Raw genomic sequence first — 12,881 nt, forward strand, 5'->3', positions numbered from 1 at the left:
CTGCGATGGGAACGCCACTGTGAACCTCGAACCGACCACACCGACCGCCAAGAACACTGCAGACCAGTTCGTGGGAGACGTCTGGGTGGACCGAATCGCCGCACCGCACGATGGGGACCAACGGATGACCGTGGCCATCGTCAAGTTCGCACCAGGTGCGCGCTCCGCGTGGCACTCGCACGCCAGAGGTCAGTACCTTCGTGTCACCCAGGGCGTCGCCCGCTTCGGGACGCGCGACGGGCAGATCATCGACGTGCACCCCGGAGAGACGCTGTACACGCCGCCTGGACAGGATCACTGGCACGCCGCTGCGGGAGACTCTTTCATGGAGCACATCGCCATGCTCGAGAACGCGGACGACCCGGCGGAGACCACGGAGTGGAAAGAGCACATCACCGACGACGACTACGCGGGGCGCTTCGACCGGCGGACCGGAGATCCTGCTTCGCGACAGTAGGGCGGGAGTGGCGACGCCCTCCGTCAGATTGCTCTTTCGTCGTCTTGCTGGCGGCCTTCTTCCTCCGTCCGCCCGTCCTCGTCCTCCGGTCGGGTGCGCACCGTGGTCGATCCGAGGGACACGGTGGCGAGCAGGCCGAGGGCGAGGAACCCTGCCGCTGTCCAGGCGGCGTAGCGGGTCCCTTCGGAGAAGGCGGCCTTGGCATCATCGGCCACATCAGCGGTCGCGGCATTCGACTCCAGCCCGCTGATCGCCGCCCCTGCGCTGTCGACCACGGCCGACACGATCTGGTCGCGCTGGGCGGCGGGGACACCGCGCTCGTCGAGCGAAGACGCGAGGATCCCGGCGGTGCTGGTGAAGAGAACAGTGCCAAGAACAGCGACGCCGAGGGCGGCGCCGATCTGCCGAGACGTGGACTGCGTGCCCGAGGCCGCCCCGCTGTCCGCGACCGGCACCTCGGCGAGCACGACCCCGGTCAGCTGCGCCGTGGCGAGGCCGACACCGAGTCCGTAGACGAAGAGGAACGGGATGAGCGGTCCCCAGGATGCGTCAGGGCCGATGACGAAGCCGACTCCCGCGACACCGATGATCTCGGCGATGAGGCCGGCACGCACCACCCAGACCGGGGCGACCTTTCCGCTCGAGGCTCCGGCGACACCGCTGGCGAGGAACGATCCGCCCGCCAGCGCGAGCAGGAGCAGCCCTGTCTGCACGGCTTCGAAACCGAGCACGAACTGCAGCCAGAGCGGAAGCGCGAGGATGATGCCGAACTCCCCCAACGACACCACCGCTGCGGCGATGTTCCCGTTGCGGAACGAGGAGATCGAGAACAGCCGCAGCGCCAGCAGCGTCGACTTCCCCACCCGTTCGCGGTGCCGTCCCCACAGGATGAACGCGATGACGGCGAGGACGGCGACGGCGAAGAACAGCGGGATCGGCGACAGCTCCCACGGCCAGGCCCAGTCACCGATCTGCGGCCGCGTGTCGACGAGCCACCAGCCGTAGGTCCGTCCCTCGATCAGGCCGAACACGAGGCTTCCCATCGCCGATATCGACAGCAATGCTCCGATGATGTCGACGCGGGAGACGCGGTCGCTGCGCGATTCCGCGACGGTCAGGAGCACGCCGATCACGATGATGATGCCGAGGGGGATGTTGATGCCGAAAGCCCAGCGCCACGAGTAGGCGGTCGTGAGCCACCCGCCGAGGAGCGGACCGACGGCCGCCATGCCGCCGATCGTGGAACCCCATACGGCGAACGCGATTCCGCGCTCCCTGCCTCGGAAGGTCGCGTTGATGATCGAGAGGGTGGTGGGGAGGATCATCGCACCGCCGACGCCCTGCGCCAGTCGGGCCAGGATGAGCATGCCGCCGTCCGGCGACAGGGCGGCGACCACCGACGAGGCTCCGAAGACGACGACGCCGATGATCATCACCCGGCGCCGACCGAAACGGTCGGCGAGGCTGCCGAAGACGAGCAGCAGCGACGCGAAGACGAGCGTGTACGACTCCTGCACCCACTGGACCTCGGTCGAGGTGATGCCGAGGTCCTCCACGATCGCGGGGATCGCCACGTTGACGATCGTCGAATCGACGATGATCAGCGAGACCGCGATGCTGATGAAGACGAGCCCGAGCCAACGCAAGCGCACGTATCTTTCCATGATCGCTAGCCTAGTTAGCGAAATTCGATCGCGGTAGGCGGTATCCCAGCGGGACGACGATAGGCTCGATACGTGCCCCTCCTCTCGATCGCCGGTTCGACGCGTGCCCCGCACCGTCTCCGTTCGGCGACCCCGATGAGGGAATGGATGCGGGTCATCCTGCACCCGGGCACGAACGGGTGGACCAGTGTCTGGGGCACCCTCTCGCACGGCGAGATCGCCGGCTGCCCGCCGCCACGGAACTAGACCACGCCTCGAACGGGGCGGTGGTCTTCTGCGCCATTCACCCCTTCTCTCGCGTGAGGTCTTTTCCGTGTCCCCGAATTCTTCCCCTGCCCGTTTCTCCCTCGCCCCGCATGCGCTGTGGAACGGCATCCGCTCCAACGCCCGCAGCGACGTCCTCGGCGGGTCGCTCCTGCTCGCGGCGACGTTCGCCGCGCTCGTCCTCGCCAACAGTCCCGCCGCCCCCTGGTACGAGTCCGTGCGCGACTTCACGTTCGGCATCCCGGAACTGCATCTCGAACTCAGCGTCGGCGCCTGGGCGTCCGACGGGCTGCTGGCGATCTTCTTCTTCGTCGTCGGTCTCGAGCTGAAGGAGGAGTTCGTCGCCGGACGCCTGCGCGATCCACGTCGAGCCGCCCTGCCGATCGCGGCCGCGATCGGCGGCGTGGTGGTTCCCGCTCTCATCTTCGTCGTGATCAACGCCGCCGGCGGTTCGGATGCCCTGCGCGGCTGGGCGATCCCCACGGCCACCGACATCGCGTTCGCCGTGGCCGTGATCGCCGTGGTCGGCAAGTTCCTGCCTCCCGCCCTTCGGGTTTTCCTGCTCACGCTGGCGATCATCGACGACCTCATCGCGATCACTATCATCGCGACGTTCTACACCGACACCATCAGCTTTCCGTGGCTGATCCTGGCGCTGCTGCCGCTGGCGGGATTCGCCGCCCTGGTGGCGAAGGGGGTGCGGGCGTGGTGGATCCTGCTCCCCCTCGCCATCGCCGTCTGGGTGTGCATCCACGCATCCGGTGTGCACGCGACCGTCGCCGGCGTGCTTCTCGGCTTCGTCGTGCCCGTCACGGCGACGGAGCGCGCCCGCGTGCGGGTCGGCACGGACGATGCCGGCCGACCGGTCTACGACGGTATGGCCGCGCACTTCGCCGACCGTTGGAGCATCGTGGCCACGCTGTTCGCGGTCCCGGTCTTCGCCTTCTTCGCCGCCGGGGTCACCGTCGGCGGGTGGGCAGGCCTCACGTCGGCGTTCACGGACCCGATCACCATCGGAATCGTCGTCGGCCTCGTGATCGGGAAGCCGATCGGCATCCTCGCCACGACCTTCCTGCTGAGTCGCCTCCCTGCGCTGCGCCTGGACGAGTCGCTGCGCTGGCCCGATCTGACCGGAATGGCGTTCCTCGCCGGTATCGGGTTCACGGTGTCCCTCCTGGTGGGCGAACTCGCCTACGGATCGAGCTCGGTTGCGGACGAACACGTGAAGATCGGGGTACTGGTCGGATCGTTCATCGCCGCCCTGCTCGGCGGGATCATCCTGGCACGCAGCAATGCACGGGGGCGTCGTGAGGTTCACGACGCCGGTGCGGGCGTACTCTGATCACGAAGATCACGGACGACTCCCCGAGGACGGCCGCCATGAACCAGACCGATGCGCCGCGCGGAAAGCTCCTCTACGTGGAGGACGACGCGGAGATCGCCGCCTTGACGGTGGAGGTGCTGGGCGACGTGTACGACGTGGATCACGCTCCGGACGGCGAGAGCGCCCTGCGACTCGCACTGAGTCGGCGTTACGACGTGATGGTGGTCGACCGGAGGCTCCCGGGCATGGACGGCGTGGCCTTCGTGCATGCGGTGCGCACAGCACACATCACGACGCCCGTCCTGATGCTGACGGCCCTCGGTACCGTCGATGATCGCGTGACAGGTCTCGACGGCGGAGCGAACGACTACCTGGTGAAGCCGTTCGACTACGACGAACTGCTGGCGCGCCTTCGCGCGCTGCGGAGAGCGTTCCGCGCGCAGGGCGCGCGCAGGCCTCTGGGCGAGTGGGTCTTCGCCCCTGATGCCCAGGCGGTCTACGACCCGACGGGGTATCGCGTGGCATTGACGGCGACCGAGAGCGCCCTGCTGGAGCTGCTCACGGCCAGCCCTGAGCATGTGTTCACCCGGGAGGAGATCCTGCACGCGGTGTTCCACGAGGGGGACACGACGAGTTCTGTCGACACCTATGTGCACTATGTGCGACGCAAGACGAGCGCAGACATGATCGAGACCGTGCGCGCACGGGGGTACCGGGCGGGGGCGCCCTCATGAGCGACGACGCGGCGCGGGTGCGCCGAGCGGCATTGTCGATCGGGCTGTGGGTGGGCGTCGCGTCGGGTGTGATCGTTGCGATGGGCATCGGGATCCTGATCACCGTGATCCTCTCCACCTCCCGCCGGGAAGGGGAGGAACACCGCGGTGGATGGTTCGGCGGCCTCGTCGGTGCACGCGACGACTTCATCGTCGACATCGACGTGGTCGTGCCCGTGGTGATCGTGTTGGGCGTCATCGGCGTCGTGCTGCTGGGGATCGTGGCCGCCGTCGCCGCCCGACGGTCGGTTCGCCCGCTGGGTGAGGCACTGCGCCGACAGCGCAACTTCGTGGCCGATGCCAGCCATGAGCTGCGCACGCCCCTGACGACGGTGACGAGTCGCATCCAAGTGCTTCAGCGACGCCTCGACCGGGGTGAGGACATCGGCCCCGGCCTGGTCGAGCTCCGTCGAGATGCAGACTCCATGGGAGATGTGCTGAACGACCTGTTGATAGCGGCCGAGGGGGCGTCCCATGACGACGGAGAGGCCGAAGTGGCGAGTGCAGCGTCCACGGCGGTCGCCGCGATCTCGACGATCGCGGACGAGCACGAGGTGGCTCTCACGGTGACCGTCGTCGACGACGGGGCCGTAGCCCGGATCCCCACGGTGACACTGGTCCGCGTCCTCGTCGCTCTGCTCGACAACGCGGTACAGCACTCTCCTGCCGGCGGCGCTGTCACCATCCGCATCGGCACGGACGCGCGTGACGTCACCGTTCGTGTGACCGATGAGGGACCGGGTATCGCCGGGATCCCCTCGGATCAGATCTTCGAGCGCTTCGCCCGCCCGCCCGAGAGCGGGCGCCTGCGCGGCTTCGGCCTCGGACTCTCGCTCGTGCGCGATGTCGCGCGCCGGGCCGGCGGTTCCATCGAGGTCGAGAGTTCGACCGCCCGCGGCACGACCTTCCTCCTCACACTTCCCGCGTCCCGCTGACAGCGCACACGTCGATCATCGTCGAACCGAGCCAGCGCGTGACAGCCCCCTCGTGGTCCACCACGATGCCGGTGCGCGAGGCGGAAGCCTCGATCCAGGAATGATCAAGAGCTCCTGCCACGACGGCTGCGGTCGCCCAGACGTCCGCCTGCGCGAGGCCGTCAGAGACGACGGTCGCGGACGCCACGCCGGTCGCCGGCGCGCCCGTTCGCGGATCGAGGATGTGGTGACCGCGCTCGGCAGTGCCCGATGTGGCGACAGCACCGTTGGCGATGTCGAGCGTGGCGAGCACCCGGCCGCGGTCGTGCGGATCAGCGATCCCCACGTTCCACCGCCGATCCGAACCGTCCGCCGTGAACAGCTGCAGGTCTCCGCCCGCGTTGATCCCGACCGCGACCGCCGAGGTCAGCAGCGGTGCGAGGTGGCGACGGCTCGCCTCCTCGACCGCCCACCCCTTGACCCAGCCGGTGGGATCGAACCACCCTTCGCGATACCCAGAGAACAGACCACCGGTCGCGTGCTCCGCGCGTTCGCACGCAGCAGATGCGAACGCCACCCGCGGGTCGGCGTCAGCCAGAGACAGCTCTCCTCGGCGGATGCGGTTGATGTCGGAGTCCGGTCGATAGGTCGAGAAGATGCCGTCCACGTCGTGCAGCTCATCGAAGCACGCTCTGATCGCCCCCTCGGTCGCCACAGCATCCTGATCTCCCGCGGAGATCAGGTGGATGCTCATCGGGATGCCCATGATCTTCTCGACCCAGACCCGCGTGCTCTCCGGTGCGCCACGCATCAGCTGTGCGCCTGATCGATCGCGCTCTGCAGCGACGAGAGGTAGCCGTCGCTGGTATACGTGGCTCCCGACACCATCTGGATCTGCGCGCTCTGCGACTGCAGAGTCTCCGAAACCAGCCGAGGGATCGCGGTGCCGTTGATCTGACGGTCCCGGCCGTTGCCGTCGGGATAATCGATGGCCTGCGCGTCGCTGATCTGTCCGCCGGAAACCGTGATCCTGACTTGCACCGGTCCGTACCGGGTCTGCGACGACGCGCCGGTGTAGGTCCCGTCGGCGAGACCGGTACCCGCCGACGCTCCGGAGTCCGACGCTCCGGAGTTCGACGTCCCGGAGCTGCCGACGGCGCCTGTGGTCGGAGGAGTCGCGTCGTGCGGCATGACCGCATCGAGCGACGTGCGATAGCTGAACAGCAGCACGAGCCCGCTGATCGTCGCGAGCACGGCATACAGGATCTTCTTCATGGCTACCTCCCTGGTCAGACGGTGAACGATTCGGAGTGGATGCGGTGCGGAGGGAACCCGGCGCTCTCGAGGTCGCGCGTGAGCCCTTTCATCCAGGTCTCGGTTCCGCAGACGAAGACGTCGTAGGCCTCGGTGTCGGGAACGAGGTGGCGGAGCAGGTCGGGACCGTTCCAAGCACTGTGGCTGGCCGCGATCCAGCTCGACGGGCCGGAAGACCGGGGACCGATGAAGGGCAGGTACCGCACTCCTCGACGCGAGACGAGGTCGGCGATCGCGTCCTGCCGGAGTGCATCTTCGGCGACGGAGTCGCGGGTGAGGAGAGTCGCCTCCCCCGGCGCGTAATCCTCGGCTTCCAACAGGGAGAGAAGAGGGGCCACCCCGGCACCTGCACCGATCATGAGCAGCTTCGCCCCGGTACGACGCTCCCCCGTCATCTCCCCGTACGGTCCTTCGACGATGACGCGCGTGCCCGGTGTGAGCGATGCCAGACGGCGCGTACCGTCCCCCACCACTCGGGCCGTCAGCGTGAGCTCGCTCCCTGGCGCAGCGGAGAGCGAGAACGGGTGACCACGCGTCCACCCCGGCCCGTCGAGAAAGCGCCATACGAAGAACTGTCCGGCACGGGCACCCAGGGTCGAGAGATCACGCCCGACGACGCGGATGGTCACTCCCCGCGCACCGTCGGGTTCGACGCTCGCCACGCGCAGGGCACGCCGCGAGGAGCGCAGCACGGGCATACCGAATCGGAACACGAGGATCGACGCCGCCGCGAGCGCCCAGATCGTCCACCAGTACGCGGTCGCGAGCGGCGACGAGAGGAAGTCCGCGCCCGTCCACAGCTGGTGCGGGAGGGCCAGGCCCACGCCGAGGTACGCGTAGAGATGCAGGAGATGCCAGGACTCGTAGCGCAGGCGCCGGCGCGCGCGTCGGATCGAGGTGACCACCACGAGCAGGATCAGCAGGGTCCCCGCGGTGGCGAGGAGCATGCCCGGGTAGTCCCAGACGAATCCCCACAGTTGCACGAAGGGGTTGATGCCGGCGGTGATCGCGTAGCCCAGCACGAGCAGAACGATATGCGCGCCCATCAGCCAGAACGACCAGAACCCGACGAAGCGATGCATACGGGTGATGCCGTCACGGCCGAATCCGCGCTCGAAGAGTGGAACCCGCGCCATGAGGAGCACCTGGTAGAGCAGGAGGTTGGCGGCGACGAGACCCGTCAGTCGTCCCAGCGTGGTGACGGTCTCCCCGCCGGCTCCGAGGACGGCACCGATCCCTCCCCCGGCCACCCAGAGCGCGACGACGAGAAGACTCGTCGCCCAGATGACGATGATCGCTCTCGCCCGCCATGCCTGAGCGCGGCGGTGGGCCGAGCTCTGGTGCTCTCCGATCACCGGTGAGAGGGCACCTCGGGGTCTGTTCGTGAGAGTGGTCATGGGGTCATCCTGGGGACCGGGCTCTGAGACGGTTCTAAGAATGACCTCGCCACAGTCCACTCACAGGGATTTCATGGGATTAACCCGAACCCGCCGCCCGTCGGTGGCACTCCGCACCGATTCGCGGGAAGCTGGAGCATGAGGTTTCTCCGCTTGCTATGGCGCTATCCGGCGATCACGACCACCGTCCTCGTGTTCGTCGGCGTGCTCATCCTGCACGCAGTCGACGCGGCCGTCATCGGACGGTGGATCGCCACCGGTTACGTGGCCGCGTTCGTCGTCTGGACCCTCGTCGGCATGGTGCGGGATGTGCTTCGCGGCCACGTGGGTCTCGACATCCTCGCTGTGGTCGCGATGGTGGCGACGCTCGCCGTCGGCGAGTACATCGCATCCCTCATCATCGTGCTCATGCTGTCGGGCGGAGAGGCGCTCGAAGACTTCGCCGGCCGTCGCGCGAAGCGCGACCTGTCCGCGTTGCTGGATCGTTCTCCGCGCATCGCCCACGTGCTCGTGCACGCACAGGCCGCGGATTCGGACGAGGTGAGGGATCTCCCCGTCGACGAGGTCGCGATCGGCGATGTGCTCCTCGTGCGCCCGTCGGAGGTGGTGCCCGTCGACGGCGTGCTGCTCACCGAGACCGGAACCTTCGATGAGTCGTCGCTGACCGGCGAGAGCATGCCCGTGGCCCGCGCGTCCGGAGGGGAGGTGCTCTCCGGAGCGATCAACGGCAGTCGCGCTGTGCGGATCCAGGCCGTTCGCTCGAGCGCAGACAGCCAGTACCAGCAGATCGTCGCACTCGTGCACGCCGCAGAGGACTCCCACGCGCCGGTCGTGCGGCTCGCCGACCGCTTCGCGATCCCCTTCACCGCGGTGTCGCTCGTCCTGGCCGGCACAGCCTGGGCCATCTCGGGCGACGCGACGCGCTTCGCCGAGGTCCTCGTGCTCGCGACGCCCTGTCCTCTCCTGATCGCCGCCCCGGTCGCATTCCTGGGAGGCCTCTCACGCGCGGCGAAGACAGGCGTGATCATGAAGGGCGGCGCCGTCATCGAACAGATCGCGCGCGTGCGATCGGCCGCCTTCGACAAGACGGGAACGCTCACGCAGGGCCGACCGGAACTCGTCGATGTCCGGCCAGCGAACGGCTTCGGCGCGGACGAGGTCCTGCAACTCGCCGCCTCGGCGGAACAGTACTCGACGCACGTGCTCGCCGAGGGCATCCGTCGCGCCGCAGACGCGCGCGGACTCGCGCTGCGTGTCGCGACAGAGGCCAGGGAGGAGGCCACGAACGGTGTCGTCGCCGAGATCGATGGTCGAGCTGTCGTCGTCGGCAAGCCCGCCTACGTGGCCGCTCTCGCGCCCGACACCGTGCGGGCGACGCTGGAGCTGAGTCAGGCCGCAGCCTACGTGGCCGTCGACGGCCGTTTCGCCGGGGTGCTCGTACTCGCCGACCACCCGAGGCCCGAAGCAGCGGCCGTCGTCTCGTGGTTGCGGACGCACGAGGTGGATCGCGTGGTCATGCTCACGGGCGACGTAGGGCCGACGGCGGAATCAGTGGCTCATCAGGTGGGCATCTCGGAGATCCACGCCGAGCTGCTTCCGCCCGAGAAGGTCGCTCTCGCCGGCGAACTCCAACCGCGGCCGATCATGATGGTCGGCGACGGCGTGAACGACGCCCCTGTGCTCGCCGCCGCCGATATCGGCGTCGCCATGGGCGCGAAGGGAGCGACCGCTGCCGGCGATGCCGCTGATGTCGTGATCCTCGTCGACTCGCTGGCGAAGCTCGTCGATGCGGTGTCGATCGGTCGCCACACTCTGCGGGTCGCCCTGACCGCGATCTGGATCGGGATCGGCTTGAGCGTCGGGCTCATGATCGTCGCGATGACCGGCCTCATCCCCGCGGTGGTCGGAGCACTCGTCCAGGAGCTCGTCGATCTCGCGACGATCCTGTACGCGCTGCGGGCGCTGAGCGGCCCCTCGACGGTGCTCGCCTCCGCGCCCGCCCGTCCGCAGCTGAAGACCGAGACACCGGCACCGCAGCGCAAGGAGTGAGGAGTCACGACCTGCGCGTACGACGACCGACCCGACGGAGGCGGATCATCCATGTGGACGGTTTCGCTGCGGCAGCGTGAGGGTGAACCGGCAGCCGGCCCCACTCTGCGAACGACCTTCCAGCGTTCCGCCGTTCGCCACCGCGAGTCCGCGCGCGATCGCCAGCCCCAGCCCGGCTCCGCTCGTCGCCAAGGGGGCCATGCTCCGGGTGCGGGCGAGGTCGCCACGCCATCCGGCATCGAACGCCTGCTCGAGAGCCTCAGGGGTCATGCCGGAGCCGTGGTCCTCCACGCTGATCCTGACCGCGTCGGCATCGGCCTCCAGGAAGACCGTCGCCGCGGTCCCCTCAGGGGTGTGCTGCACCGCATTGGCGAGCAGGTTCATCAAGATGCGCTCGATGCTGAGAGGATCGGCGAAGGCCGTGACGTCGCCTGACTCGTCGACTTCCAGGTGCACCGTCGCGCCGAGATTACGGGCTGTTCCCACGGCATCGCCGACCAGATCGGCGACATCGAGGTGCTCCGGGCTCAGCGGCACCCGATCGATCTCGATGAGCGAGAACGCGAAGAAGTCCTCGACCAGCGCCCCGAGACGACTGCTCTGCGCGCGAAGCCTCGTCGTGAACTCGACACGGTCCTCGATGATCCCATCCTCGTGAGCGCGGATGATCGCGTCGATGGCGGCCAACGGTGTCCTCAGATCATGGGAGATCCCGGTGATGAGGTGCCGTCTCGCCTCCTCCTGCCGGAGATTCGTCTCCCGTGCCTCGTGGAGCGCGCGCGCAGCGTTGTGGAGCTCTCGATCGATCTGCCGATACTCCCAGTTCGACACCACCGTGTGGTCGTCGAGGGGACGACCCGATGCCAGTTGCCGGGTGTGCAGGCTTATCCGTCTGCTCTCCTCGACCAGCCGGTTGCCCAGGCGCCACGCCAGCAGCATCGTGCCCGAGCCGGCGAGGATCGTCGCTCCGAGGATGAGCGGCAGATCGTCCTCCTCGATCTGCATCCGAGAGGCCGCGAAGGCGAAGGATGCCGACATCCCCACGACCACCGTCATCACGACGATCATCATCTGACAGCGCATCGAGTACCTGCGGGTCAGCCGAAGCGCGACCGCCCCGAAGACTCCGGTCAGGATCACCGCCGCCACGACGACTCCGAGCGTTTCGAGGAGCATCGCGTTCATCTCGTCCCTTCGCTGTCGAGCAGATAGCCGTGCCCCCACACCGAGCGGATGACGACCGGCCGGGAGGCATCGGGCTCGACCTTCAGGCGGAGGCGACGGATGTTGACGGCCACAGCCGAGGTGTCCCCGGCCTCCCATCCCCACGCTCCACCGGCGATCTCCTCGCGCGAGTGCACCCGATCGGGGTGGCGGAGGAGGAAAGCGAACAGCTCGAACTCCCGGACTGTCAGCTCCAGGTCGACGCCATCGCTCTGGATCACCCGCATCGCCGGCGTCAAGCGGAACCGTCCGAGGGTGATCGGCGACTCGCCGGCGCCCTGGTGCGCGGTCCGCTGCAACAGCCGGATCACGCGGAGCACGATCTCGCGCGGTGCGACGGGCTTGACGACGTAGTCATCCGCGCCGGCTTCCAGGCCGTCGATGCGTTCATGCGGCTGCCCCATCGCCGTGAGCAGGAGAATCGGAGCGTTCGACGTGGTGCGCAGACGACGGCAGATCTCCACGCCGTCGACGCCGGGGATCATACGGTCGAGGAGCACCACATCCGGAGGACTGAGCGTCGCGGCTTCCAACGCCGCGAAGCCGTCGGCGACCGCTTCGACGGAGAACCCGGCACGACGCAGATAGGCCACGAGGATGCTGCGCAGCTCCTCATCGTCCTCGACGACCAGCACCCGGCCGTTCGCGAGGTCGGCCAACTGCACTTCCACGGTTCTGCGCACCTTCCGAAGATACGTCGTCGTTGCCGACAGAGTCCTGCACTCTCAGCGGAACGACGGGGCGCGCTTCGACAGGAACGCCGCCATGCCCTCCTGGCCGTCCGCGTGTGCCAGAGCGTCCCGGAACAGTGTGCGCTCCGCCACCGCACGCAGCGGCGCGGGCATCGCGAAAGCGGCCTTCACGGCGGCGAGCGCGCTCCTCGACGCACGGCTGAACGCGAGCGCCTGACCGCCCACCGCAGCGGCGAGCCCATCGGCGTCGGGAAGCACGGCGTCGACGAGACCCCACTCCTCCGCCGTCGCGGCCGTCACCCGCTCGCCCGTCAGGGCCATGCGTCGCGCCCGGCCGTCGCCGATCCGGGCGGCAACACGATACGTGCCGCCGAAGCACGGGATCAGGCCCAACCCGACCTCGGGCAGCGCGAAGAGCGAGTTCGCCGTGGCGTACACGAGGTCGCAGGCGGCCGCGAGTTCGCACCCACCTCCGAGCGCGTGACCGTCGACGGCGGCGATGACCGGCACGGGGCAGGCGGCGATGCTGTCCATGGCCGCCTGTCCGGCGCGGCTGATGCGCTCACCGGAGTCGGACGATGCGGCCGCCATCTCGGCGATGTCGGCCCCGGCCGCGAACGCGCGTGTTCCGGTCGAACGCACGACCACGGCGCGGGGGCGATCCGCGGGCACCGTCTCGGCGAGCTCTGTGAACACCTGCCGGATGGCATCGAGCTCGTCGATGCCCATGGCGTTGAGCTGAGCGGGGCGGTCGAGGGTGACGGTGAGGGTGGTCCCCTCGGAGCTGATGAGCAGTGCGGACACGGTAA

13 protein-coding genes are annotated in these 12,881 nt (G+C 68.5%); 6 read left to right on the top strand and 7 right to left on the bottom strand.

Annotated features, from left to right (window positions below; genetic code table 11):
• Nucleotides 1-19 precede the first annotated feature (19 nt).
• Nucleotides 20-457 carry a (R)-mandelonitrile lyase gene (locus MST3598_RS10615; RefSeq protein WP_029258425.1) on the top strand — a complete coding sequence of 146 codons (438 nt, stop codon included), beginning with the start codon at nt 20-22 and terminating at the stop codon, nt 455-457.
• Nucleotides 458-480: 23 nt separating this feature from the next.
• On the opposite strand, the gene MST3598_RS10620 is transcribed toward MST3598_RS10615, so the two are convergent.
• Complete coding sequence (locus MST3598_RS10620) at nt 481-2,121, bottom strand: MFS transporter (protein WP_029258426.1); 1,641 nt, start codon at nt 2,119-2,121, stop codon at nt 481-483.
• A 72-nt stretch (nt 2,122-2,193) separates the two neighbouring features.
• On the opposite strand from MST3598_RS10620, the gene MST3598_RS18395 reads away from it, so the two are divergent.
• The 4 genes from MST3598_RS18395 (at nt 2,194) to MST3598_RS10635 (ending at nt 5,417) form a co-directional block, all read left to right on the top strand.
• Nucleotides 2,194-2,367, top strand: a complete 174-nt coding sequence (locus MST3598_RS18395; RefSeq protein ID WP_017831028.1) for a hypothetical protein — start codon at nt 2,194-2,196, stop codon at nt 2,365-2,367.
• Between the two features lie 67 nt (nt 2,368-2,434).
• Nucleotides 2,435-3,727 carry a Na+/H+ antiporter NhaA gene (gene nhaA / locus MST3598_RS10625; RefSeq protein WP_051670929.1) on the top strand — a complete coding sequence of 431 codons (1,293 nt, stop codon included), beginning with the start codon at nt 2,435-2,437 and terminating at the stop codon, nt 3,725-3,727.
• A 38-nt stretch (nt 3,728-3,765) separates the two neighbouring features.
• On the top strand, nt 3,766-4,443 hold the full coding sequence (locus MST3598_RS10630) for a response regulator transcription factor (protein ID WP_096359565.1): 678 nt from the start codon (nt 3,766-3,768) through the stop codon (nt 4,441-4,443).
• A complete protein-coding gene (locus MST3598_RS10635; RefSeq protein ID WP_029258429.1) occupies nt 4,440-5,417 on the top strand; it encodes a sensor histidine kinase in 978 nt (325 codons plus the stop codon). The genes MST3598_RS10630 and MST3598_RS10635 overlap by 4 nt, the downstream gene beginning before the upstream one ends.
• Here MST3598_RS10635 and MST3598_RS10640 read toward each other — a convergent pair.
• From MST3598_RS10640 to MST3598_RS10650, 3 genes are read right to left on the bottom strand one after another with little or no spacing between them, the layout of a single operon-like run.
• A complete protein-coding gene (locus tag MST3598_RS10640) occupies nt 5,395-6,207 on the bottom strand; it encodes an FAD:protein FMN transferase (RefSeq protein ID WP_029258430.1) in 813 nt (270 codons plus the stop codon). The two genes, MST3598_RS10635 and MST3598_RS10640, sit on opposite strands and share 23 nt — an antisense overlap.
• Entirely contained in the window at nt 6,207-6,671 is a 465-nt protein-coding gene (locus MST3598_RS10645; protein ID WP_021198004.1) for an FMN-binding protein, read from the bottom strand. Before MST3598_RS10645 ends, MST3598_RS10640 begins: the two co-directional genes overlap by 1 nt.
• A 14-nt stretch (nt 6,672-6,685) precedes the next feature.
• Nucleotides 6,686-8,107, bottom strand: a complete 1,422-nt coding sequence (locus MST3598_RS10650) for a ferredoxin reductase family protein (RefSeq protein WP_029258431.1) — start codon at nt 8,105-8,107, stop codon at nt 6,686-6,688.
• 138 nt (nt 8,108-8,245) lie between these two features.
• Here MST3598_RS10650 and MST3598_RS10655 point away from each other — a divergent pair, with 138 nt between their 5' ends.
• The gene (locus tag MST3598_RS10655; RefSeq protein WP_029258432.1) at nt 8,246-10,156 is read left to right on the top strand and encodes a heavy metal translocating P-type ATPase; all 1,911 of its coding nucleotides are present in this window, start codon (nt 8,246-8,248) and stop codon (nt 10,154-10,156) included.
• A gap of 45 nt (nt 10,157-10,201) precedes the next feature.
• Here MST3598_RS10655 and MST3598_RS10660 read toward each other — a convergent pair whose 3' ends face one another.
• From MST3598_RS10660 to MST3598_RS10670, 3 genes are read right to left on the bottom strand one after another with little or no spacing between them, the layout of a single operon-like run.
• On the bottom strand, nt 10,202-11,332 hold the full coding sequence (locus tag MST3598_RS10660) for a sensor histidine kinase (RefSeq protein ID WP_167254400.1): 1,131 nt from the start codon (nt 11,330-11,332) through the stop codon (nt 10,202-10,204).
• A 5-nt stretch (nt 11,333-11,337) separates the two neighbouring features.
• Nucleotides 11,338-12,063 carry a response regulator transcription factor gene (locus tag MST3598_RS10665; RefSeq protein WP_046398829.1) on the bottom strand — a complete coding sequence of 242 codons (726 nt, stop codon included), beginning with the start codon at nt 12,061-12,063 and terminating at the stop codon, nt 11,338-11,340.
• Nucleotides 12,064-12,105: 42 nt separating this feature from the next.
• On the bottom strand, nt 12,106-12,876 hold the full coding sequence (locus MST3598_RS10670; protein ID WP_081860076.1) for an enoyl-CoA hydratase/isomerase family protein: 771 nt from the start codon (nt 12,874-12,876) through the stop codon (nt 12,106-12,108).
• Nucleotides 12,877-12,881: the final 5 nt, after the last annotated feature.

Source organism: Microbacterium sp. TPU 3598, from assembly GCF_002356155.1.
Taxonomy (GTDB): Bacteria; Actinomycetota; Actinomycetes; order Actinomycetales; family Microbacteriaceae; genus Microbacterium; species Microbacterium maritypicum_A.